This window comes from Comamonas sp. lk (assembly GCF_900564145.1).
GTDB lineage: Bacteria > Pseudomonadota > Gammaproteobacteria > Burkholderiales > Burkholderiaceae_C > Comamonas.
Map to the genome: position 1 here is coordinate 252,127 of NZ_UOOB01000002.1, position 22,143 is coordinate 274,269.

The following is a 22,143-nucleotide window of genomic DNA, read 5'->3' on the forward strand; positions in this document are numbered from 1 at the left end:
GGCGTTTTGCTTGCAGCGTCACTGCTGCTCCCAGGCTGCGCCATGTGACTGGATGCTCTGGCAAACCACGGACAAAGCCCGACTCAAGGGCTTGTCCTTGCGCAGAACCATGGCCAGGGTGCGCTCCAGTCGCGGGGCCAGGGAGCGTAGCTCCAGATCCTCGCGTGCACCGCGCCCCTGCATGGCCATGCGCGGCAGCACCGCATAGCCCAGGCCGATGGCGGCCATTTCCTTGAGCGCTTCCACGCTGTCCAGCTCCATCTGCAGGCGCGGCGCCTCGCCACCGCTACGCAACCAGGCATCGACCACGCCGCGGGTGCTGGCGGATTTCTGCAGCGCCAGCTGCGGCAACGGGCGCAGCTGGGCAGCCGTCACCGCAGCACCTGAGCCCAGCAAGCCCGGCTGCCCCACGGCCACCAGCTCATCGCGCAGCACCGGCGTGGCCAGCAAAGCACGCCGGTTCACCGGCAAGGTCACCAGCGCCAGATCCAGGCTGTTGTCTTCCACCCGGCGCACGCATTCCTCGGTATTGCCCGTCACCACCACGATATCGATGCCCGGATACTGGGCGCGCAGTTGGCGCAGCGCCGCCGGCAGCAGATACAGACAGACTGTCAGACCCGTGCCTATGCGCACCTGACCGCTGACGTCACGCACATGCTCGCCCAGCGCCTGCTCCAGCCCTTCCAGTGCCAGAGTCACCGCCGGCAACTGTTCCAGCAGAGCCCGGCCGGCGGCGGTAGGCACGGCACGGCGCCCCACGCGCTCGATCAGCCGCGTGCCCAGCTGGCGCTCCAACTGGCGCAGCTGCAGGCTGACCGCAGGCTGGGACAACTCCATCAGCTCGGCAGCCTGCGAAAAGCTGCCTTCCTGCACGATCAGGCAAAAGCTGCGCAACAAGCCCAGGCTGGGGGCGTTGGCCAAAGTTTCACTCATGCTTTGCATAAGCAGTCAAAGATTCTCTTGTGGTGATACACAGGCGAAGATTAGGCCATGAATACTGCCGAACACTCCGAGCTCCCTCCCATTGACGGCGCGCGCCTGTGGCGCCGCCTGGAAGAACTCTCCACCTTTACCCGAGCCGACATCGCCTGGACGCGCCGCGCCTTCAGCCCCGAGTACACCGCCGCACGGGCCTGGCTGCGCGAGGCCTTTGAAGCCGCCGGCCTGCAGGTGCGCCTGGACGCAGCCGGCAATCTGATCGGCCGTCGCCCAGGCCGGCGCGATGATCTCAAGCCCTTGGCCACGGGCTCGCACACCGACACCGTGAATGCCGGCGGCCGCTTCGACGGCATCCTCGGCGTGCTGGCCGGACTGGAAGTGGCGCACGCGCTGAACGACGCCAACATCACGCTGGAGCACCCGTTCGAAGTCATAGACTTTCTCTGCGAGGAACCCAGCGACTACGGCATCTCCTGCGTGGGCAGCCGCGCCATGGCCGGCCAGCTCAGCGCCGACATGCTGGCCGCCAGCGACGGCCAGGGCGATACCCTGGGCCAGGCCCTGCAGCGCCTGGGTGCACGCCCTGAAGCTCTGGCCGAAGCCGACCGCCGCCACGACGGTTTCGCCGCCTTTGTGGAGCTGCACATAGAGCAAGGCCCCATGCTGGAGCGCGAAGGCCTGGCCATAGGCGCAGTCACCGACATCGTGGGCATACGCCGGGCCCAGCTGTTCTTCGAAGGCCGACCCGACCACGCGGGCACCACGCCCATGGACGAACGCAGCGACGCCCTGGTGGCCGCCGCCTGCGTGATCCGCCAGGCCCAGCGCCTGGCCCGCCAGTGGAGCCGTACCACGCCCCACTATGTGGTGGCCACGGTGGGGCGCATGGCGGTCTCGCCCAATGCCAGCAATACCGTGCCCGGTCAGGTGGATCTGACGCTGGAAGTGCGCAGCAACCACGCGCCCGTGCTGAAGGAATTCTGGGAGGTGCTGGAGCAGCGCTGCAGCCCGGCCATTAAGCGCCTGGGCGTGCAGTGGCGCGTGGAGCCGCGCACCCATGTGGATCCCGTGCCCTGCGCGCCCCTGGTCACAGCCGCCGTGGAACGCGCCGCTCAGCGCCTGGGTGTGGGCTGCCGCCGCATGCCCAGCGGCGCCGGCCACGACGCCATGTATATCGCGCACACCGGCCCCTCGGGCATGATCTTCATCCCCTGCCTGGAAGGGCGCAGCCACAGCGCCGTGGAATGGGCCTCACCCGAGCAGGTACTGGCCGGCACCCAGGTGCTGGCCGCCACGCTGCTGGAGCTGGACCGCCAGCCGGGCTAGTCACTGCGGCCGCAGGAAGGTCTTGCGCGCCTGCTCCACCTGGGCGCGCGTCACGCAGCCCGGGGCGTGGTCGTTGACCATGCCCATGGCCTGCATGAAGGCATATACCGTGGTCGGCCCTACAAACTTCCAGCCGCGCTTTTTGAGCTCCTTGGACAGGGCCTGCGACTCGAGCGTCTGCGCCGGCACTTCGGCACCCGTCGATGGTGCGGCTGGCTGGTGGCGCCAGAAGAAGGCGGCTAGCGAGCCCTCTTTGTCCACCATTTCGATAGCGCGCTGGGCATTGTGGATCACGGCCTCGATCTTGCCGCGATGGCGCACGATGCCGGCATCCAGCACCAGACGCTCCACATCGGCCGGGCCGAATTGGGCGACTTGATGAAAGTCGAAGTTGGCAAAGCTGGCACGAAAGTTCTCGCGCTTGGCCAAAATCGTGTACCAGCTCAAGCCCGCCTGAAAACCTTCGAGGCTGAGCTTTTCAAACAGCCGTCTGTCCTCCGTCACCGGAAAACCCCATTCATGGTCGTGGTAGTGCACATACAAGGGCGAGCCATGGCACCAGAAGCAACGGTCCTGCCCGTCTGCAGAAGGAAGTGTGTGAGACATGGGTGCACTTTAGCCAAACAAAAAGCCCCGCAGAACAGCATCTGCAGGGCTTTTGATTTGATAGCTGATAGTGCCTGAATTCATTGGGCTTCAGGCATAAATCACTTGGAATCGTTTATCGCTTGTCGGAATGCGCCAGACGCGAGTGGCGCATGCCGTAGGCCAGATAGATCAGCACGCCTATGGCCATCCAGCCCATGAAGCGCAGCCAGGTCAGCGTGGTCAGATTCAGCATCAGATAGGTGCACAGCAGGGCCGAGGCCACCGGCACCAAGGGCACCAGGGGCACGCGGTAGCCACTTTGCAGATCGGGGCGTTTTTTGCGCAGCACCAGGATGCCAATGCTCACCAGCACAAAGGCAGACAGCGTGCCGATATTGATCATCTCCTCCAGCAGCTCCACCTTGGTAAAGCCTGCCAGCACGGCAATCACCACGCCCACCAGCAGCTGCAGGCGCACCGGCGTCTTGCGCGTGGCCGAGGTCACACTCCAGCTGCGCGGCAGCAGGCCGTCGCGGCACAAGGCCAGCAGCACGCGGGCCGAGCCCATCAGCAGCACCATGACCACGGTAGTCAGGCCCATCAGCACGCCCACGGCAATCACCTGTGCGGCCCAGTTGGCACCCACGCTGATGAAAGCGGTGGCCAGCGAGGGGTTCTCGGCCTTGGCCAGTTCGCTATAGGGCACCATGCCCGTCAGCGCCAGCGTGACCAGGATGTAGAGCAAGGTCACCAGAGCCAGACCGCCGAAAATGCCGCGCGGCAAGGTCTTTTGCGGCTCCTTGACTTCTTCGGCCGAGGTGGCGACCACATCGAAACCGATAAAGGCAAAGAACACCAAAGAGGCGCCGGAGATCACGCCCAGCCAACCGTACTGGCTGGGTTGCGCGCCAAACAGCCAGGCCAGCATGGGCTGACCCCAGACGTCGCCCGTCACGCCATGGCCGATGACGGGAGGCTGGGCCGGCGGCACAAACGGTGTGAAGTTCTTCACGTCCATATAGGTGAAGCCGACCACGATCACAAACAGCGTGATGGCGATCTTGATCAGCGTGAACACATTGTTGACCTGGGCCGAGGCCTTGGTGCCGCGCATCAGCAGCGCGGTGAAAACGGCCACGATGACGAACGGCCCCCATTCCATGGCCACCGGCCCCAGATAAATGGTGCTGGGCACATCAAGGCCGGCGGTGGAGAAAATGGTGGACAGATAAATGCCCCAATACTTGGCGATCACGGCACCGGCAGAGATCATCTCCAGCAGCAGATTCCAGCCAATGATCCAGGCCAGGCCCTCGCCCAGCGTCAGATAGGTATAGGTGTAGGCGCTGCCGGTGACCGGCACGCTGGAGGCGAACTCCGCATAGCACATGGTGGCCACGGCACAGGCGGCAGCAGCCAGGATGAAGGAGAAGATCACCGCCGGTCCGGCAAAGCTGCCCGCCGCGCGCGCTCCCACCGAGAAGATGCCCGCCCCCACGGCCACGGCCACGCCGAGGATCATCAGATCAAACACGCCCAAACTGCGTTCGAGTTGTCGTCCCGGCTCATCGGAATCGGCCAGAGCCTGTTCAATTGTTTTCGTTTTAAGCCACTGCATGCAGGTTGACGGGGCGCTGCAGCAGCCGCCTGCGGCCGCCACTTGCCCCGAAAGTTTTGTCAAAAATGAATCCTAGGGTTTCCACCGGCGGCTTGCAGCTTATCTGCGGCTTTCCCGCCATAGCCGCATGTTTTGTGCATTCCGGAGTGCAGCAGCTTCGTGAACAAGCTAGGTAGGCCCCATGCCTGAAGAAGACTGCTCACACAGCCTTTGCTGCGCTGCTGAACTGCGAGTAAGCGGCCACTGATGCAGGAAACGCTGAATTTCCCCAATAGTCGGCAGCGCTGCGGGGGAATCAGCGGCCCGCCGGTCTGGGGCCCGGTATCAGCCACTGCAGCAAGGCAACCAGCAGCATGGCCGTGAGCACATCGAGAATATGGTGCTGATGCACCAGCAGGGTGGAAGCGCAGATCGCCAGCCCCCAGACCAGCAAAAAAGCACACAAGCCGTGGCGGCCGCGTGCCCACTGGGTGCGCACCATGGCCAGGCCCGTGGCCACGGTATAGACGATGTGCAAAGAGGGCAGAAGATTGTGCGGCTTGTCCACCGCGAACATCAGCGTGAAGATGCTGCGGTAAGGCTCGGCATCGGGCACCACCCGGTCAAAAGCCAGATTGGCCGGAAACAGAGCGAACACCAGGCCGCAAATCACCGTCGCCGTGACCTGGCGCTTGCCCAAAGCATCCACATCCCGGGCATCGACCAGCCAGATGGGCAAAAGAATGAAGATGAAAAAGGAAAAGTAGACCCAGATGAACTCCGGCACCAGCGGAATCAGCCCATCCCAGGGAGTGATGAAGTCATGCCGCAACAGCTGCCGCGATGCCAGCCAGTTGCTGGCCGGATAGATGGCGTAGAACACCACCATGGTGCAGATCGCCCAGAACAGCAGGCCACGGCCTTTGGCCGCAGGCGAAGATTTGGAAAAAGGCGGGGACGGGAGCATCGGGGCCATTATGCAAACACGGCCCGCCAGCCGTGCAGGCTCCCCGTAAAAAAGGCCTGCAGCAATGCGCTACAGGCCTTGGGTCTTCCAGTGAAGCGCAGCAAATCGCACTATTTGGCGGCAGGCTCTACCAGCAGCAACCAGCGCGCCATCAGCAAAGACTGCTCTTCGCTGATCTGCGGGTGGCGCGGCATGATGACATTGCCCCAGACGCCCACGCTGCCGCCGCGAATCTTGTCGGCCAGATAGGTCTCGGCATCCGCGCGATCACGGTATTTTTCGGCAATGCTCACAAAAGCCGGGCCCACAAACTTGCGATCCCAGCCATGGCAACGCATGCAGTCGGACTGTTCCACCAGCTTCTTGCCAGCAGCCAGCTCAGGATGGCTCTGCACCAGCGCGTCCGCCGCCTGCTCGGCCATGCTGACCCGCATGATGCGCCAGCCGATATTTGCCACACCCAGCGCCGCGGCCAGCATGACCAGCCCGATCAGCCAGCCAATCCAGCGCGGTTTGGGCGGGTAGTTTTCTTCGTCGTCGATGGGATCAGTCATTGCATATCACTCGCAGTTGTAGCTCGGCCCGCCAAGGCGGGCCGAAAAACGCTGTCTTTAGCGGTGAATACAGGTCCGCGAATCTTCAGATTCGCGATTCAGACGAGGCGTCGCAGTCGAAGGCAGTAGCAGCGCTACGGCGAGACTGCGCAACGAAGTATGAAGACCTGTATTCGCCGCAGCTAAGATCAGTGGCGGAAATGGCGCACACCGGTGAACACCATGGCCACGCCACGCTCGTTCGCCGCATCGATCACTTCCTGATCGCGCATGGAGCCGCCGGGCTGGGCCACGCAGGTTGCGCCAGCGTCGACCACCACATCCAGACCGTCGCGGAAGGGGAAGAAGGCATCCGACGCCACGACGGTGTTCTGCAGCGACAGCTTGGCCGCTTCAGCCTTGATGGAGGCAATGCGGGCCGAGTCCAGACGCGACATCTGACCGGCGCCCACGCCCATGGTCATGCCGTTCTTGCAGAACACGATGGCGTTGGACTTGACGAACTTGGCCACGTTCCAGGCAAACAGCAGGTCTTGCAGTTCTTCCGGGGTGGGTTGCTTGACGGTCACCACCTTCAGGTCCGCCAGAGTCAGCTCATGGTTATCGGAAGTCTGCAACAGCAGGCCCGAACCGATGCGCTTGGATTCGATGGCGTTGCGGCCATTGTCCCAGTCGGTTGCGCCGCCGGCAGGCAAAGCGATGGTCATCAGACGCACATTGACCTTGGACTTGAAGATCTCCAGCGCTTCGGCGCTGAACTCGGGAGCCATCAGCACTTCGACGAACTGCTTGGAGACGGCTTCGGCAGCGGCCTTGTCCACGGGGCGATTGAAGGCGATGATGCCGCCGAAAGCGCTGGTGGGGTCGGTCTGGAAGGCCTTGGAATAGGCTTCGAAGGCGTTGGAGCCCACGGCCACGCCGCAGGGGTTGGCGTGCTTGACGATGACGCAGGCAGGCACATCGAAGCTCTTCACACATTCCCAGGCCGCATCGGCATCGGCAATATTGTTGTAGCTCAGTTCCTTGCCTTGCAACTGCACACCCGTAGCCAGCGAGCCGGGAGCGGGGTACAGATCGCGGTACCAGGCCGCTTGCTGGTGGCTGTTTTCGCCGTAGCGCAGGTCCTGGATCTTGACGAACTGGCTGTTGGCCTGGGCCGAGAACAGATTGCGCTCAGGCACGTATTCTTCAGACAGCTTTTCGTCTTCGAACTTGACCGACGACAGGTAGTCGCTGATGGCGCCGTCGTACTGGCTGATGCGGTTGAACGCAGCTACCGACAGCTCGAAACGCAGCTTGTTGGACAGCTTGCCGGCGGACTTCAGCTCGGCCAGCACGGCGTCGTACTGGTCGGCTGCGGTCAGCACGCCCACGTCTTTCCAGTTCTTGGCAGCGGAGCGCACCATGGCAGGGCCGCCGATGTCGATGTTCTCGATGGCGTCGGCCAGCGTGCAGCCGGCCTTGGCCACGGTGGCTTCGAAGGGGTAGAGGTTGACCACCAGCAGATCGATGGTCTCGATGCCGTGTTCCTTGAGCGCAGCCATGTGCTCGGGCAGCTCGCGACGGGCCAGCAGGCCGCCGTGCACCATGGGATGCAGGGTCTTGACGCGGCCGTCCAGCATCTCGGGGAACTTGGTGACTTCAGCCACTTCGGTCACGGGCAGGCCCTTGTCGGCCAGCAGCTTGGCCGTGCCGCCGGTGGACAACAGCTGCACGCCTAGGGCGTGCAGGGCTTGGGCAAATTCGACGATACCGGTCTTGTCAGAGACGGAGATCAGAGCTTTCATGGGCGTCAATCAAGGTTTGGAATAAAACAAGCCGCAAGTGCAGGTGAGTAATGCGCTTGCAGCTATTAATTTGGGAGTATCTGTATCGCTTGGGTCCGGGCTTGCGCTCACAGCATCTGGTGATCGACCAGCTTTTTGCGCAAGGTGTTGCGGTTCAGGCCCAGCCATTCGGCGGCACGCGACTGGTTGTTGTCGGCGTGGCTCATCACCACGTCCAGCAGCGGTTTTTCGACCAGACGGATCACCATGTCATAAACATTGGCAGGCGTCTCGCCATCCAGATCGCGAAAGTAGCCCTCCAGGCTGTCGCGAACGCATTGTTCTAAATTCTGGTTGCTCATGCACTTATTCCTGCGGGTTCATCCAGCTCGGCGTCTTGTCGGACACCTGCCGTGGCCGCCGGTATCCGATCCATCTGCTGCCCCAGGGCATCCAGAAAATCGGCTACGGCCTGCCATTGCACCGCGCAGTCCTCAATTGTGTTGATGTGTTTTCGAAAGTCTTCGCCCCCCGGTAGGCTGCGCAAATACCAGGCAATGTGCTTGCGCGCACTGCGTACGCCCGTGCCTTCGCCGTAGAGGCTGTAGTGATCTTGCAAATGCTCCAGCAGCAGACGGCGCAGCTCCGCCACCAGCGGCGGGGCCATATGCTCGCCCGTGGCCAGAAAATGGGCTATCTCGCGAAAGATCCAGGGCCTGCCCTGAGCGGCACGGCCGACCATGATGGCGTCCGCACCCGTGTAAGCCAGCACGTCCCTGGCCTTTTCGGGGCTGGTGATATCGCCGTTGGCCACCACGGGCACGCTCACCGCCTGTTTGACGGCCGCAATCGTGTCGTACTCGGCAAAGCCTTTGTAGCCCTGCTCGCGGGTGCGGCCGTGAACCGTGAGCATCTGGATGCCCACGTCCTCGAACTGGCGGGCCAGCAGCACCGCATTCTTGTGCTCGTCGCACCAGCCGGTGCGCATCTTCAGGGTCACCGGCACGTTGTAGGGGCGTGCAGCCTCCACCACGGCGCGGGCAATCTCCACGGCCAGAGGCTCGTTCTGCATCAGGGCGGAACCCGCCCATTTGTTGCAGACCTTCTTGGCCGGGCAGCCCATGTTGATGTCGATGATTTGCGCACCGCGCTCGATGTTGTAGACGGCGGCCTCGGCCATCATCTGCGCTTCGGTCCCGGCGATCTGCACGGAAATCGGGCCGGGCTCGCCTTCATGGTTGGCTCGGCGGCTGGTTTTCAGGCTGTTCCACAGGTCTTTGCGCGATGTCACCATCTCGCTGACCGCATAACCCGCTCCCAAGGCCTTGCACAACTGGCGAAACGGCCTGTCCGTCACACCCGCCATGGGCGCGACAAACAAGCGGTTTGCCAATGGGATATGACCAATGTGCAGTGCAGGCATGAGTTGGGGTCGAAGGCCGCGCGCAGCATGAAGCAAAGGCGCAGCCGGGAGCAAGAAAAGAGGGCTGAATTATACCTGCCCAAATTTTCAGCAACAGCCAACGAAGTGCATCCCCCTGCACTGCGAATCACTATCCGTGCAGTGCCTACTGCAGCTTGCGAACCGGCAGGTCGAAATACTGGTCCGGATAGGGTTCGTTGACCAGGGTGTAATGCCACCATTCCTCGGGCAGATTGCGCCAACCGTGGCGCTGCATCAGGCTGCGCAGCCACAGGCGGTTGTACCTCACGTCGGGCGATTGCCCTCGGTGCTCGGTGTGGGATTGCTCGTCAAACAGGTCGAACGGCGTGCCCATGTCCACATCGATACCGTCGGCCAGTGGGCCGCGCACCTGCTGGCTGGCGCGCATGGCGTCCACCACCATCAGTGTCAGATCTGCCGTGCTGGCCCGGCTGTGACCCGACTTTTCAGCGATATAGCCGCGCTTGAACAGCTCGGATTTGGGCACCCGAGGGTAATACATGTCCCGGTTTTTCTGATCCGCCAGGTCCTTGCCCCAGCGCACAAAGTCGTTGACCGCCTTCTGCGGTCGATAGCAGTCATAGACCTTGAGCGCCATCCCGCTGGCGGCCAGCTCTTTCTGTACGGCAGCCAGCGATTGCGCGGCAGGGCGGCTCAGCCAGCACTGGGCGCCTTCGTAGCCGGCCACGGGACGGCCCATGAAGTTGTGCGGCCCCACATAGCGCACGTCCTCGCGCACGCCCGGGGCCAGCGTGGCCAGGGCCACCAGATCAACCGAGTTCTCAGGCTTTTTTTGCACTGTAGCCGCCGTCTGATGGGCACATCCCGCTATCAAAATTAAAGCAGAAACAGCCACAAGCGCCTTGCCCAGCACTCCCGTCCTTCCCGCATTCAACGCCATTGATGACTCCTGTTGGCTTTAACTTGGTTGGCTGTCAAAAATTTCCAGCATACGCATTCAGATGTAACACGATACAGCAAGGTGCAGCCCGCCCAACCCCCAGGCGTGAGGGAATTGACCCCCCGCCTACACTGACAGCCGTATGGAAGTCTGGATACATCAGTTGCTGCAATGGCTGTCGCTGCCCGAACTGGGGCTGAGCACGGTCTTCATCGTCGCCCTTATTTCAGCCACCTTGCTGCCCCTGGGTTCCGAGCCGCTGGTGGCGGCCCTGGTCTCGGCCAACCCGGCGCTGTTCTGGCCGGCCATCCTGGTCGCCACGGCGGGCAACACCATTGGCGGCGCCATCAGCTGGTGGATGGGCCTGGGTGCCCAACGGGCCTGGAGCAAGGCCCGCAAGCTGCGCCATCAGCAAGACGGCGCCCCGGCGCAGAAAAGCCTGCGCCAGCAGTCCCGCTGGCATCGCATCGCCCGCAGCTGGCTGCGCAAATACGGGGCCAAGACCTGCCTGCTGAGCTGGCTGCCCATCGTAGGCGACCCCTTGTGCGCCGTGGCAGGCTGGCTGCGCCTGCCCTTCTGGCCTTGCGTGGCCTATATGGCGATAGGCAAGTTCTTGCGCTACTTTTTGATGACGGCCGGTCTGCAGCAGCTGTTCACGCACTTTTTCAACTGATCAGAACTCGGTGTGCAAGCGCAGGCTGAACACATTGACCGGCCCGCGCGCAGCGTTGTATGCCGGGTTGCGGATGTGCTGCCAGTCAAAAGTGGCGAACGTGCCCTTGACGAGGGAGACGCTGTAGAAGCTCTCGAAAATCGTCTCCGGCTTGTAGCGCAACTGCCCATCGCCTATGAACGGGCCCATGCCGCCTGCGGCCAGATAGCCGCGGTGGGTGGCAGACAGATAGTTGCGCACCAGACCCAGGCCCACCGTATCCTGCGCACGCCCCCAGCGGCTGCCACGCACCAACAGACCGGCTGACAGGGAACGATCAATCTCGGTGAAGGCATAGGTCTCGGTCTTGCCATCGGCCCAGCTGCCGCGCGCAAACAGGCCTACGTCATTCGTCAGCGCCTGCTCCAGATTCAGGCCAAAGCCCCACTTGGTCTGCACTCCGTGGCGCACCGCGTCCAGGTCCGGCGTCGTTGCTGTGGCAGTCCCGTATTTCAAGGCATCCGAATAGCGCGACATCACCGAATGGTTGCGAAACACCAGCGCGCGCAGCTTGCCGGGCTGGCCCGCCCACACATGGGCATGCTCAAGCTCTAGCTGATCACCGTAATGCTTGAAAAAGCGTGAATCCAGCGGCTGGCCGTTGGGCTCCTTGGGCTGAACAAAGCGGCCAAAACGCAGGGCCCAATCGTCGTAATACCACTCCAGCACAGCGCCCCAGGTATAGCCGCGCGCATCGGCTGCATAGTCATAAGCGCCGTGCGTCATGAGCGCCCAGTTCATGAACTGGGTACGCGGGTCATGGTTGTAGGCATTGCCGTCGAAGATATCGATCACCGACAGATTGCCCGCCGTGAGCACCAGTCGGCGCTTGTCCACCATGCCGGCCAGTTGGCCGGCCTCGGACTCCTGTGCTTCCTGGCCGCCACCGTAACCCCAGGTCTGGCGTACAAAAGCGCGCGCCCGGTAGGCCTTGAGCGTAGCTCCCGAGGTACGGGCCAGCTCCCCATTGGGAAAGCCACCCAGGCCGGTCAAGCCCGAAAGCGGCACGCCTTGGGCGGCCTCCAGGTCCAGATAGGCCTCGCCACCCGCCCAGGGGCGGTAGCCCATCGATGCCGTGGTGGTAAACGAATAGCTGCGCTCTTTTTGCGGCACCAGGCTGTTGGCCCCGGTATAGGGTGCATCAAAAGCCGGCTTGCGCTGCCAAACATAAGTGGCTTGAAACTTGGCATTCCACTGCTCTGGCTCCACCAGCTTCGTGCTCGGCACGCTATCGGCGGCGCTGAGCGCATCGACGGCCTCGCTTGGCTGAGCCAGGGCTGGCGCCATCCAGGCGACAGATAAAGAGAAAACTCCGCCTGCACAGAGCAGATTCTTCAGAGAGTTGTTGTATGTGTTTTTTTGCTGTTGCATTCGCACTCCTTGCTGCACATGTGCACAGTCCCTCGACTGCGCAGACAGCGAACTACCAGATAAGGAGAAAGAAGCCATCTCTGTCATGCACGCAGCCGCAGCCATGCTGCCGCAGGCTGGCAACGGCCATCGCGTTGGTGATTACAGAAAATGGAAAGGCCGGCCACACTGGCTGTAGAACACATGCTCTACCCAATGCTGGACATGGCCGAGACGTCAGCCTGCCCGAGACATACCGATGCGTGGCACCGGCCTACAACTATCACTCGGGCTAGTAGTCACTGCCGTCCTTTTGAAAATGAAAGTGCGCGGATTATAGGCAGCGAATATTGCACTGCAATATCTGCTGTGGCTTGCGGCATAAGAACCACAGTTCGCCAGGATAGGCTCAGGTAAACGCGCCGCTCCAGCGGCCCGGCTGCGGCATATCCCCCAACCCGTAATTCAATCCACCTTCAGTCCCAAACTTTGGGTGACGGCGGCATAGCGATCCATATCGGTTTGAATCTGCTGCGCAAACTGCCCAGGCGTCTGTTTCAGCAAGGTGTAGCCCTGCTGTGTCAGCGCCTGCTGCATTTCAGGGGCACTCAAAATCTGGTTGAGCGCCTCATTCAGGTGCGCCACCACCGCATCAGGTGTCGTCGCCGGTGCCAGCAAGCCATGCCATTGCTCTAGCGCAAAGGATTTGACGCCTTCCTCCGCCACCGTAGGCACGTCGGCCAGCTGAGGCACGCGCTGCGGTGCGGTGATGGCAATGGCACGCACGCGGCCAGCTTCGATCAAGGGCGTTGCACTGCTGGCGGTCACCACGCCCAGTGCTACCTGGCCCGCAGCCACCGCCGTGATGGCCGGACCGCAGCCCTTGTAGGGAACATGCTGCAAACGCACTTGCGCAGCCTGGGCCAGCATCTCGCCGGCCATATGCTGGGGCGTGCCGTTGCCGCAGCTGGCAAACGCCAGAGGTGCCGCAGATGAAGCAAGCTTCAGCGCATCGCCCAGCGTATGCACCTCGCTTTGCTGCGGAACGACCAGCACCGAGGCAATCGTGCCCGCGTTGAACACCGGCTTGAAGTCCTTGCGCGGATCGAAATCCAGATGCTGGTACACGCCGGGGTTGATGGCAAACGTGCTGTTGACCATCAGCAGCGTGCTGCCGTCGCCCGCCGCCTCCGCCACCTGACGCGCGCCGATATTGCCGCTGGCACCGGGGCGGTTTTCCACCACCACCGTCTGGCCTATGCGCTGCTGCAGCTCGGCCCCCAGCTTGCGGGCCAGTAAATCCGTACCGCCTCCGGGCGGAAAGGTCACCACGATGGTGATGGGCTTTTCAAACCGCATGGCAGCCTTGCCCGTGCTGGCCTGCCACAGGCCTGCGGCGGCCATCACCAACACGGCGGCCGTCAGCACAGCCCAGTTGCGGCGATGTTTAGGAATCATCTTCATCAGCTACACCACAGGACACGCAAAGGCAAAGCGCACGCCAGAGACGCCGAGCAAGAGCCTGGGCGGCCCCGCCGCCTCGCGGCGAGGGCGTCGTCCCCTCGGGGGGAAGCGGCAAAGCCGCTCAGGGGGGAGCTCATCCAGCATCCAGTCCGATATCCAGCACGCGCGCACTGTGGGTCAACCAGCCTACGGCGATCTGATCCACTCCCGTCGCAGCCACCGCAGCCGCAGTTTCGGGCGTGATGCGGCCCGAGGCTTCGGTGATCGCCCTGCCCTTGCACATGCCGACGGCGGTGCGCAAATCGTCCAGGCTCATATTGTCCAGCAGCACCACATCCACACCCAGCTGCAACGCCACCTCGAGCTGGGCCAGCGTGTCCACCTCCAGCTCGATCTTGACCATATGACCCACGCCGGCACGGGCGCGGCCCACGGCGGTGGCCACGTCGCCGGCCAGAGCAATATGGTTGTCCTTGATCAGCACGGCATCATCAAGCCCAAAGCGGTGGTTGCTGCCGCCGCCCACGCGCACGGCGTACTTTTGCAGCGAGCGCAGGCCCGGCATGGTCTTGCGCGTGCAGGTCACCCGCGTGCCGAAACCCTTGATGGCCTCGGCAATCGAATGCGTGGCCGAGGCCACGCCGCTCAGATGGCACAGATAGTTCAGCGCCGTGCGCTCGGCCGTGAGAATGGCGCGGCTCTTGCCGCGGATGCGGGCGATCTCCATGCCCGGCTCCAGCACGGTGCCGTCCTGGCGGCTGACCTGGAACTCCATGCGGCCGTCCATCAAGGTAAAGGCCAGGCGCGCCAGATCCAGCCCCGCCAGCACACCGTGTTGACGCGCCATCAGACGCAGCTCGTCGCTCGCGCCCGCGGGCACGATGGTGTCCGTCGTCAAGTCTCCGGCACGGCCCAGGTCTTCCAGCAAGGCCATGCGCACCAGCGGCTCCAGCATCACATCCGGCAGAGGCGGAACAGGCAGGGCGGCAGTCTCGATAATGCTCATTATGAGTATTTGTATAGAAATAAAAAGCGCGATTCGCTTTCAAGCCATCGCGCAAACGAACTTATGCTAAACCTGAGCATTAAGTCCGTCAAGCCAGTTTCGTCTTCAAAATCAAAAATCAGTGGGATCTGGCCAATGGCAGCTTGTTGCCCGCAATCGCTCGTTCGAGCATCACATTGCGGCGAAAGCGAAACAGCTTGGCCGGGCGGCCGGCGCCGGTGGCCGTCATCTGCCCGGTTTCCTCCACCAATGCCTGCTGCTCGATCAGACGGCGAAAGTTCTGCTTGTGCAGGCCCCGACCTGCCAGAGCTTCGACGGTCTGCTGCAGTTGCAATAGCGAGAACTCGTCGGGCATGAGCTCAAACACCACGGGCCGGTACTTGATCTTGGCGCGCAGCCTGGCTATGCCGGTAGCCAGAATGCGGCGGTGGTCGTTGCTCATGGCCGTGCCCACCAGCACCGCGCCCTCGGGCGCACTCACCCCGTCGCGCCAGGCTTCCTGCACCAGGCCGGCTTCGAACAGCAACTCATAGCGCTGCAGCACCAGTTCTTCGTTCCACTCGTGACCGTCCAGGCCAAAAGTCAATGCAGCCCTTTGCTGACGTTCGTATGCAGCTACAGAATCTGAAGCACTTTCACACCAGTGCCTGAGCACCGGAGCAATCTGCCCATCAATGACCTCGGGCGCACCCGAACGCCAGTCTTCCCAGGGAAAGTAGCGATACCAGTCCTGCCAGCCGGGCTGGGCATGGCCGTCGTCATCGAGTTCGCGGGTCAAGGCCAGATAGCTGATGGAGATGGCGCGCACCCCCAGCTCCTGCGAGCGATCGCGGTCGGCAAAGGTATAGAGCTGTTCCACAAAACCCAGGGGATGATGGGTTTGCTTCTCCACCCAGGCACGCAGGCTGACCTGCAGCGAGCGGTGGTTGGAGGTGAAGGGGCCGGCAGGCAGCGTCACCCCCGCTCTGGTGGTCAGAATGCGCGGCTGACCGGCGGTGACGGCAACCAGCACCGCCACCAGGTCCGCCTGCACGGAGTGCTGCTCGGTCTCGTTCAAAGGCTGTCGCTTTAGACGTTAAACAGGAAGTTCAGTACATCGCCATCCTTGACGATGTATTCCTTGCCTTCGGCGCGCATCTTGCCGGCATCCTTGGCGCCTTGCTCGCCCTTGAACTGAATGTAGTCATCAAAAGCAATGGTCTGGGCACGGATGAAGCCGCGTTCGAAGTCGCCGTGGATCACGCCAGCGGCTTGAGGGGCGGTGGCACCGATGGGCACGGTCCAGGCGCGCACTTCCTTCACACCGGCGGTGAAGTAGGTTTGCAGACCCAGCAGCTTGAAGCCGGCGCGGATCAGGCGGTTCAGACCCGGCTCTTCCAGACCCAGTTCCTCCAGGAACATGTCGCGGTCTTCGTCTTCCATCTCGGACATTTCGGCTTCGATCTTGGCGCAGATGGCCACGACAGGCGCGCCCTGGGCTTCGGCGTAGGCCTTGAGCTGGTCCAGCAGCGGGTTGTTCTCGAAACCGTCTTCCGACACATTGCCTACAAACATGGCGGGCTTGGCGGTGATCAGGCAGAACTGCTTGATCAGGGGCGCGTCTTCCTTGGAGACGGGCACGGTGCGTGCTGGCTTGCCTTCGTTGAGAGCATCCTGGATCTGGGTTAGCAGGGCAACCACCTTGGCGGCATCCTTGTCGGTACCAGAGCGAGCAGCCTTGTTATAGCGGTGAATTGCCTTTTCCACCGTGGCCATGTCGGCCAGGCACAACTCGGTCTGGATGACTTCGATGTCGGCAATCGGGTCCACCTTGTTGGCCACGTGGATCACGTTGGGGTCTTCAAAGCAGCGCACCACGTTGACGATGGCGTCGGTTTCGCGGATGTGGGCCAGGAACTGGTTGCCCAGGCCTTCGCCCTTGGAAGCACCGGCCACCAGACCGGCGATGTCCACAAATTCCACAATCGCGGGAACCACGCGCTCGGGCTTGACGATCTCGGACAGCTGATCCAGACGCGGATCGGGCACTTCCACCACGCCGGTATTGGGCTCGATGGTGCAGAAGGGATAGTTCTCGGCGGCGATGCCGGCCTTGGTCAGGGCGTTGAAAAGAGTGGACTTGCCCACATTGGGCAGGCCCACGATGCCGCATTTGAGGCTCATGGAAATTTCCTTTGATATCAATGCACTATCGAGCACCACACCAGCGTGGCCGAAGTGCCCGATCCGCATTGACGCGTGTTCGGTGTTCTGGAGAGATGTGACTCAGACGCGCTCTGTTTGCAGAGTTTTGTTCTGGTTTTGTCACTGAAATCTATGCCGATTGTAATGATCAGCGAATCTCTGCTGGCGCGCGCCGGAATCCGGCCATCCGCAGCGACAGCGGCAAAAGACGCAAAAACGGCGCGAGCAAAGGCTCAATCGAAGCGTAAATTTCCGGCCACAGACTGGCCCAGTTGCAAAGTAACGGTGGCCGCCCGGCCCGGTGGCAAGCCCAGCACCAGGGCATTCATGCCAAAAGTAATAGCATCATCCACGCGTGGATCCTGGCGGTAGCCACGAATTACCTGCCCTACGGCCGTGCCGGGCACGGCGCTATCGGGGTCGATATCGGGAATGGGGCAGCGCGTGCAGGGCTTGCAAGGGCGCAGGCTGACACCCGCGCTCTCCAGCAGATGCAGCAACTCCACCCGGTCTTCGTCATGGGCCTCCAGACCCGAAATCACGATATTGGGCCTGAAACGCCTGGCATCGACGGCCGGTTCGGCCAGCTGCTCCAGCCGCTCGTTGAGTTCGTCCACCGCCGCCTGGCTCAGCACCAGCAAGGGGTAGCCATCGGCAAAATGGGTGGGAGCCTCATCCTGCCCTACCCAGCGCTCGCTGGCTTGCCGGGGCTGGGCTGCGTCAAAGCGCACCAGTTGGGCATCGGTCTGCAGCGCTGCGCTCAGCCATTGCCTGGCCGGCTGCGCCCATTCGCCCAGATCCCAGGCATCCACCACGTCTTTCCAGACTCGCGCCCGGCGCTTGGCACCCTGGGCTGTCAAAGGAAGTTGCAGCGCGTCCAACCCAGGAAAGTGGAGCCGCAAATGCTCGCTGCCGATTTCGGGGCGAATCAGCGCCATGCGCGGGTGCGTGCGCTGGGTGAGAAATTCGCCCTGCTCGTCCACCACCATCCAGTGCCTGTCCCATTGCAGGCCATGGCGGCTCAGCTGCGCCTGCTGCACCGCAATGCCGGCGCAGGATTTGACTGGGTAAATCCAGAGCTGAGCGATCTGGCCTTGGACGTCGTAACGGGTATCGGTCATGGCAGGAAGGTGCGGATAAGTTGGAGCAATTTTGACCTGTAGCGCTTACCCATCAAGCGCAAGCTGCTATCAACAGCATAGTTGATGCAGGTGATGGGCCCCGCAAATGGTCAATCCGCGAGGAACACAGGCCCGGCTTACGCCTCCTACAATGCCGGACATGGCGCAAACCTTTGATGTATGTATTCGTGGAGCCGGCATTGTGGGCCGGACCTTGGCTCTTTTGCTGGCGCGTGATCGTCTGCGTGTGGCACTGGTCGCACCGGCAGAGCGCAACGCCCAGGGGCGGGATGTACGGGCCTATGCTCTCAATGCCAGCTCCAAGATGGTGCTGGAGTCCCTGCGTTGCTGGCCCGATGACGAGCACGCCACGCCGGTGACCGGCATGCAGGTGTTTGGCGATCTGGACGGCCAGGTGCAATTCGATGCAGCCTCGCAAGAGGTCGAGGCGCTGGCCTGGATTGTGGATGTTCCCGCTCTGGAGCAGCGCCTGGCCGAGGCCGTGCGCTACCAGCCCCAGGTGGAAATCGTCAAAGAACCCGTGCCCGCAGCGCTGACCGCCATCTGCGAGGGCCGCGCCAGCAGCACACGTGCCGAGTTCGGCGTGGATTTTTCCGTCACCCCCTATTCCCAAAGCGCGATTGCCACCCGCCTGCGCTGTGAGCTGCCCCACGGCGGCATTGCGCGCCAGTGGTTCACGCCCGAAAGCATTCTGGCCTTGCTGCCTCTGGCCGGACCCGAAGGCAACGAGGTGGCCGTGGTCTGGTCCTTGCAGCAAAGCCTAGTGGAAGAGTGGCTGCACAGCGACGAAGAGACTTTTGCCGTGCGCCTGCAGACCATCAGCCAATACGCCCTGGGCGAACTGCAGGAAATTGCCCCGCGCGCCGCCTGGCCGCTACAGCAGGCCGTGGCCGACCGCTGGTGCGGCACCCAGATGGATGCCTCACGCACCCCGCGCAGCTGGGTGCTGGCTGGCGACGCCGCCCATAACGTGCACCCGCTGGCAGGACAGGGCCTGAACCTGGGCCTGGCCGACGCACAGACGCTGGCCCGCGTGCTGCAGGAGCGCGACTACTGGCGCAGCACGGCAGACACCAAGCTGCTGCGCCAATACGAACGCGAGCGCAAGGCTGCCCTGGCCCCCATGGGTCTGGCCATGGATGGCCTGCAGCAGCTGTTTGCCCGCCCCGAAGTGCCCATGCAAATGCTGCGCAACTGGGGTATGAAGGGTTTCGAGCGCAGCGGCCCGCTCAAGTCCTGGATGGCCAAACAGGCCATGGGACTGCTCTGAGCCCTGGCCTTCCCGGTCGATCCGGGGAACCCTTGGGCCCCAAGCCACTCCAAAACGCATGCCCTGCCGCCCAGGCCATGGATTCACTCGGGCCTTGAACGGCAGAAATAAGAAATACCTAAGGTTGGCCGTGCCCAGCGCGGCCCCATACTTGCTCTATGAAACTTGTTGCCTGCCTGCTGGCCACCGCCAGCCTGACCTTCGGCCTGAGCGTGCATGCCCAGGATGCCAATCTCAAAAAGACGTTGACCGAGCGCATTCCCCAGCTCGAAAAGATCGATGAGGTGCGCTCCACGCCCATGGCCGGTCTGTACGAGGTCCGCGTAGGCACCGACATCTTCTACACCGATGCCAAGGGCAACTACCTGATTCAGGGCGAGCTGATCGACACCAAGGCCAGGCGTAATCTGACCGAAGACCGTATGAACCAGCTGACGGCAGTCGATTTCAAGCAATTGCCGCTCAAGGACGCCATCACCATCGTGCACGGCAAGGGCGAGCGCAAGATGGCCGTGTTCGAAGACCCTAACTGCGGTTACTGCAAGCGCTTTGAAAAAGACATGCAGAGCGTGGACAACGTCACGATCTACCTCTTTCTCTACCCTATCCTGAGCCCGGACTCGGCCGACAAGTCGCGCAACATCTGGTGCGCCAAGGACCCGGCCAAGGCCTGGCATGAGCAAATGCTCAACAGCAAAAATGCTGCCGCGGCCCAGTGCGATCCTGCCGCCATTCAGCGCAACGTGGCGTTTGGCCGCAAATACAAGATCACGGGCACGCCCACCATCATCTTTGCCAACAATGTGCGCGTCCCCGGAGCCATCTCGGCTGCCGAAGTGGAAAAGCACCTGGCCGCCAAGTAAGCTGGACACCATTCACCTCTGAGCGCTTTGCCGCTTAGTCGCATCAAGCGAACCCTGGCCGGGGCAGCACAGGCCGTGCAATGCCCCGGCCTTTTTTTTGGAGCCGCCATGGCTGTTGCCCCCGCCTCTTTGATTCGCTACACCGTGCAGGCCAGCGCGGTGGACGCTCATCTTTTTGATGTCACCCTGCATCTGGAGCGCCCGGCAGCCGGGCAGCTGCTGTCGCTGCCGGTCTGGATTCCCGGCAGTTATCTGGTGCGCGAGTTTTCCAAGAACCTGCAAGCGCTGAGTGCCACGCAAAACGGCCAGCCCATCGCCGTCGAGCAGCTGAGCAAAAACCAATGGAAAATCGGTTGTAGCGCAGATGCAGCTTGCGCTATCAGCTATCAAGTTTGCGCGTATGACACCTCGGTACGCACTGCCTGGCTGGACCGTCGCCGCGGTTTTTTCAACGGCACCAGCCTGTGCCTGCGCGTGCACGGCCAGGAGCACAACCCCCATGCACTGGAGCTGCTGAGCAGCCCCGCCACGCAAGACTGGCAGGTTGCCACCGGCCTCACGGCCGCCCAGGTGGACGGCCAGGGCTTTGGTCTCTATACCGCCGCCGATTACGACGAGCTGGTGGACTGCCCCGTCGAGATGGGCAAGTTCTGGCGCGGGGAGTTTGTGGCCGGCGGCGTAGTGCATGAATTTGTGGTGGCAGGAGCCGCACCCAGCTTTGACGGCCGGCGCCTGCTGGCCGATACCCAAAAAATCTGCGAAGCGGAAATCGCCTTCTGGCATGCCGATGGCAGCCGCCCGCCCATGGAGCGCTATGTCTTCATGCTCAATGTGGTGGATGACGGCTACGGCGGGCTGGAGCACCGCAACTCCACCGCCCTGATCTGCGGCCGCAGCGACTTGCCGCGAAAACACACCGGCCCCGGCCAAGCCAAGGCCAGCGAGGGCTACACCACGCTGCTGGGTCTGATCAGCCACGAGTACTTTCACACCTGGAACGTCAAACGCCTGCGCCCTGGCGAATTCGCCCGCTATGACTATGAACAGGAAAACTACACCGAGCTGCTATGGTTCTTCGAAGGCTTCACCAGCTATTACGACGACCTGTTCCTGCGCCGCGCGGGGCTGATCGACAGCACCCAATACCTCAAGCTCATCACCCGCACCATCAACCAGGTGCTGCAGACCCCGGGCCGCCAGCTGCAATCGGTGGCTGAGGCCAGTTTTGATGCCTGGGTCAAGTACTACCGCCAGGATGAAAACACGGCCAACCACACGGTCAGCTATTACACCAAGGGCTCGCTGGTCGCCCTGTGCCTGGACCTGAGCCTGCGCCAGCACGGCGCATCGCTGGACGATGTGATGCGCGGGCTGTGGCAGCTGTCGGACGGTGAGGTGCAAGGCGGACAGCAGGGCGGCCCCATCACCGAGGCCGATATTGCACGCCTCGTTGCCCAGCTGGGCAACGAGGCCATTGCGCGCCAGCTCCATCTCTGGGTGCACGGCACAAACGATCTGCCACTGGCAGAACTGCTGACCTTGCACGGCATCAAGGCCAAGGCCGAACCTGCGCAGCTGGCGCAGAAGCTGGGCCTGCGCGTTCAGGAAAACCATAGCGTGCAGATCAAGACCGTGCTGCGCGGCGGCCTGGCCGAGCAGTCCGGCATGATGGCCGGCGACGAATGGCTGGCCATCGAGGCCCAGGAGCAGCGCTGGCGCATTACCAAACTGGACGATTTACTGCTCTACGCCGGCGATGCGAATCAGGTCACCGCCTGGGTGGCACGCGACAAGCAGATTCTGACGCTGCAGCTGGCCCTGGATCCACAGCCGGCAAAACCCGTCGCCGAGGATGCAAATAGCGCCAATGCGCAAGCCGCGCCCATCAGCAATCTGGGCCTGGAAGTGAGCGACAAGACCGCTTGCGAGCTTTGGCTGAGCGGCGCCGCCGCCCCAGTCACCGCTGCGGCAGCTGTTGCGGCCTGACGCTGATCACCGCACAGCGGCCCGGGCACCCTGGCACCTGTGCGGCAACAGCAGTTATTCTTGGCATCTGCAATCCCAACC

20 protein-coding genes are annotated in these 22,143 nt (G+C 62.6%); 5 read left to right on the forward strand and 15 right to left on the reverse strand.

Going from position 1 to position 22,143, the window contains the following annotated elements; genetic code table 11:
• Positions 1 to 18: 18 nt before the first annotated feature.
• A complete protein-coding gene (locus EAO39_RS19970; RefSeq protein ID WP_240467141.1) occupies positions 19 to 936 on the reverse strand; it encodes a LysR family transcriptional regulator in 918 nt (305 codons plus the stop codon).
• 57 nt (positions 937 to 993) lie between these two features.
• Here EAO39_RS19970 and EAO39_RS19975 point away from each other — a divergent pair, with 57 nt between their 5' ends.
• Entirely contained in the window at positions 994 to 2,268 is a 1,275-nt protein-coding gene (locus EAO39_RS19975; protein WP_120971449.1) for a Zn-dependent hydrolase, read from the forward strand.
• Here EAO39_RS19975 and EAO39_RS19980 read toward each other — a convergent pair whose 3' ends face one another.
• The 8 genes from EAO39_RS19980 to EAO39_RS20015 form a co-directional block, all read right to left on the reverse strand.
• Positions 2,269 to 2,874, reverse strand: coding sequence for a DNA-3-methyladenine glycosylase I (locus EAO39_RS19980; protein WP_120971450.1), 606 nt, complete (start codon positions 2,872 to 2,874; stop codon positions 2,269 to 2,271). It lies immediately after the preceding gene.
• A gap of 115 nt (positions 2,875 to 2,989) precedes the next feature.
• Entirely contained in the window at positions 2,990 to 4,390 is a 1,401-nt protein-coding gene (locus tag EAO39_RS19985) for an amino acid permease (RefSeq protein WP_240467142.1), read from the reverse strand.
• Between the two features lie 379 nt (positions 4,391 to 4,769).
• Positions 4,770 to 5,420, reverse strand: coding sequence for a hypothetical protein (locus EAO39_RS19990; RefSeq protein ID WP_205589445.1), 651 nt, complete (start codon positions 5,418 to 5,420; stop codon positions 4,770 to 4,772).
• Positions 5,421 to 5,530: 110 nt separating this feature from the next.
• Positions 5,531 to 5,974 (reverse strand): c-type cytochrome, encoded by a 444-nt coding sequence (locus EAO39_RS19995; protein ID WP_120971452.1) that lies wholly within the window; start codon positions 5,972 to 5,974, stop codon positions 5,531 to 5,533.
• Positions 5,975 to 6,162: 188 nt separating this feature from the next.
• Complete coding sequence (purH, locus tag EAO39_RS20000) at positions 6,163 to 7,761, reverse strand: bifunctional phosphoribosylaminoimidazolecarboxamide formyltransferase/IMP cyclohydrolase (RefSeq protein ID WP_120971453.1); 1,599 nt, start codon at positions 7,759 to 7,761, stop codon at positions 6,163 to 6,165.
• Between the two features lie 107 nt (positions 7,762 to 7,868).
• Entirely contained in the window at positions 7,869 to 8,102 is a 234-nt protein-coding gene (locus EAO39_RS20005) for a Fis family transcriptional regulator (RefSeq protein WP_066477459.1), read from the reverse strand.
• Positions 8,099 to 9,163, reverse strand: coding sequence for a tRNA dihydrouridine synthase DusB (gene dusB, locus EAO39_RS20010; RefSeq protein ID WP_120971454.1), 1,065 nt, complete (start codon positions 9,161 to 9,163; stop codon positions 8,099 to 8,101). Before dusB ends, EAO39_RS20005 begins: the two co-directional genes overlap by 4 nt.
• Before the next feature lie 145 nt (positions 9,164 to 9,308).
• Positions 9,309 to 9,983, reverse strand: coding sequence for a M15 family metallopeptidase (locus tag EAO39_RS20015; RefSeq protein ID WP_240467143.1), 675 nt, complete (start codon positions 9,981 to 9,983; stop codon positions 9,309 to 9,311).
• A gap of 244 nt (positions 9,984 to 10,227) precedes the next feature.
• Between EAO39_RS20015 and EAO39_RS20020 the strand changes: the two genes are divergently transcribed.
• Entirely contained in the window at positions 10,228 to 10,758 is a 531-nt protein-coding gene (locus tag EAO39_RS20020) for a YqaA family protein (RefSeq protein ID WP_205589446.1), read from the forward strand.
• Here the strand turns inward: EAO39_RS20020 and EAO39_RS20025 are convergent, their stop codons facing one another.
• The 6 genes from EAO39_RS20025 to EAO39_RS20050 form a co-directional block, all read right to left on the reverse strand.
• Positions 10,759 to 12,168, reverse strand: a complete 1,410-nt coding sequence (locus EAO39_RS20025) for a carbohydrate porin (protein ID WP_162989661.1) — start codon at positions 12,166 to 12,168, stop codon at positions 10,759 to 10,761. It lies immediately after the preceding gene.
• Between the two features lie 444 nt (positions 12,169 to 12,612).
• Complete coding sequence (locus tag EAO39_RS20030; RefSeq protein WP_120971456.1) at positions 12,613 to 13,611, reverse strand: tripartite tricarboxylate transporter substrate binding protein; 999 nt, start codon at positions 13,609 to 13,611, stop codon at positions 12,613 to 12,615.
• Positions 13,612 to 13,744: 133 nt separating this feature from the next.
• Positions 13,745 to 14,617 carry a carboxylating nicotinate-nucleotide diphosphorylase gene (nadC, locus tag EAO39_RS20035; RefSeq protein WP_120971457.1) on the reverse strand — a complete coding sequence of 291 codons (873 nt, stop codon included), beginning with the start codon at positions 14,615 to 14,617 and terminating at the stop codon, positions 13,745 to 13,747.
• Between the two features lie 118 nt (positions 14,618 to 14,735).
• Positions 14,736 to 15,674, reverse strand: coding sequence for a hypothetical protein (locus EAO39_RS20040; protein WP_120971458.1), 939 nt, complete (start codon positions 15,672 to 15,674; stop codon positions 14,736 to 14,738).
• An 11-nt stretch (positions 15,675 to 15,685) separates the two neighbouring features.
• Positions 15,686 to 16,780: a redox-regulated ATPase YchF gene (gene ychF / locus EAO39_RS20045; protein WP_120971459.1), complete on the reverse strand. Its 1,095-nt coding sequence runs from the start codon at positions 16,778 to 16,780 to the stop codon at positions 15,686 to 15,688.
• 254 nt (positions 16,781 to 17,034) lie between these two features.
• Positions 17,035 to 17,922 carry an MOSC N-terminal beta barrel domain-containing protein gene (locus tag EAO39_RS20050; RefSeq protein WP_120971460.1) on the reverse strand — a complete coding sequence of 296 codons (888 nt, stop codon included), beginning with the start codon at positions 17,920 to 17,922 and terminating at the stop codon, positions 17,035 to 17,037.
• Positions 17,923 to 18,082: 160 nt separating this feature from the next.
• Here EAO39_RS20050 and EAO39_RS20055 point away from each other — a divergent pair, with 160 nt between their 5' ends.
• The 3 genes from EAO39_RS20055 (at position 18,083) to EAO39_RS20065 (ending at position 22,062) form a co-directional block, all read left to right on the forward strand.
• Positions 18,083 to 19,213 (forward strand): FAD-dependent monooxygenase, encoded by a 1,131-nt coding sequence (locus EAO39_RS20055; protein ID WP_205589447.1) that lies wholly within the window; start codon positions 18,083 to 18,085, stop codon positions 19,211 to 19,213.
• A gap of 158 nt (positions 19,214 to 19,371) precedes the next feature.
• The gene (locus tag EAO39_RS20060) at positions 19,372 to 20,076 is read left to right on the forward strand and encodes a DsbC family protein (protein ID WP_120971462.1); all 705 of its coding nucleotides are present in this window, start codon (positions 19,372 to 19,374) and stop codon (positions 20,074 to 20,076) included.
• A 108-nt stretch (positions 20,077 to 20,184) separates the two neighbouring features.
• On the forward strand, positions 20,185 to 22,062 hold the full coding sequence (locus EAO39_RS20065; protein ID WP_120971463.1) for a M61 family metallopeptidase: 1,878 nt from the start codon (positions 20,185 to 20,187) through the stop codon (positions 22,060 to 22,062).
• The last annotated feature ends 81 nt before the right edge of the window (positions 22,063 to 22,143 follow it).

Excerpts from the sequence above, each read along its gene's own strand:
- EAO39_RS20005 (WP_066477459.1), bottom strand. The coding sequence starts at position 8,102 with ATGAGCAACCAGAATTTAGAACAATGCGTTCGCGACAGCCTGGAGGGC.
- dusB (WP_120971454.1), bottom strand. The coding sequence starts at position 9,163 with ATGCCTGCACTGCACATTGGTCATATCCCATTGGCAAACCGCTTGTTT.
- nadC (WP_120971457.1), bottom strand. The coding sequence starts at position 14,617 with ATGAGCATTATCGAGACTGCCGCCCTGCCTGTTCCGCCTCTGCCGGAT.
- EAO39_RS19980 (WP_120971450.1), bottom strand. The coding sequence starts at position 2,874 with ATGTCTCACACACTTCCTTCTGCAGACGGGCAGGACCGTTGCTTCTGG.
- EAO39_RS20055 (WP_205589447.1), top strand. The coding sequence starts at position 18,083 with ATGGCGCAAACCTTTGATGTATGTATTCGTGGAGCCGGCATTGTGGGC.
- EAO39_RS20030 (WP_120971456.1), bottom strand. The coding sequence starts at position 13,611 with ATGAAGATGATTCCTAAACATCGCCGCAACTGGGCTGTGCTGACGGCC.
- EAO39_RS20025 (WP_162989661.1), bottom strand. The coding sequence starts at position 12,168 with ATGCAACAGCAAAAAAACACATACAACAACTCTCTGAAGAATCTGCTC.
- EAO39_RS20050 (WP_120971460.1), bottom strand. The coding sequence starts at position 17,922 with ATGACCGATACCCGTTACGACGTCCAAGGCCAGATCGCTCAGCTCTGG.
- ychF (WP_120971459.1), bottom strand. The coding sequence starts at position 16,780 with ATGAGCCTCAAATGCGGCATCGTGGGCCTGCCCAATGTGGGCAAGTCC.
- EAO39_RS20065 (WP_120971463.1), top strand. The coding sequence starts at position 20,185 with ATGGCTGTTGCCCCCGCCTCTTTGATTCGCTACACCGTGCAGGCCAGC.
- EAO39_RS19970 (WP_240467141.1), bottom strand. The coding sequence starts at position 936 with ATGAGTGAAACTTTGGCCAACGCCCCCAGCCTGGGCTTGTTGCGCAGC.
- purH (WP_120971453.1), bottom strand. The coding sequence starts at position 7,761 with ATGAAAGCTCTGATCTCCGTCTCTGACAAGACCGGTATCGTCGAATTT.
- EAO39_RS20020 (WP_205589446.1), top strand. The coding sequence starts at position 10,228 with ATGGAAGTCTGGATACATCAGTTGCTGCAATGGCTGTCGCTGCCCGAA.
- EAO39_RS19990 (WP_205589445.1), bottom strand. The coding sequence starts at position 5,420 with ATGCTCCCGTCCCCGCCTTTTTCCAAATCTTCGCCTGCGGCCAAAGGC.
- EAO39_RS20060 (WP_120971462.1), top strand. The coding sequence starts at position 19,372 with ATGAAACTTGTTGCCTGCCTGCTGGCCACCGCCAGCCTGACCTTCGGC.
- EAO39_RS19995 (WP_120971452.1), bottom strand. The coding sequence starts at position 5,974 with ATGACTGATCCCATCGACGACGAAGAAAACTACCCGCCCAAACCGCGC.
- EAO39_RS19975 (WP_120971449.1), top strand. The coding sequence starts at position 994 with ATGAATACTGCCGAACACTCCGAGCTCCCTCCCATTGACGGCGCGCGC.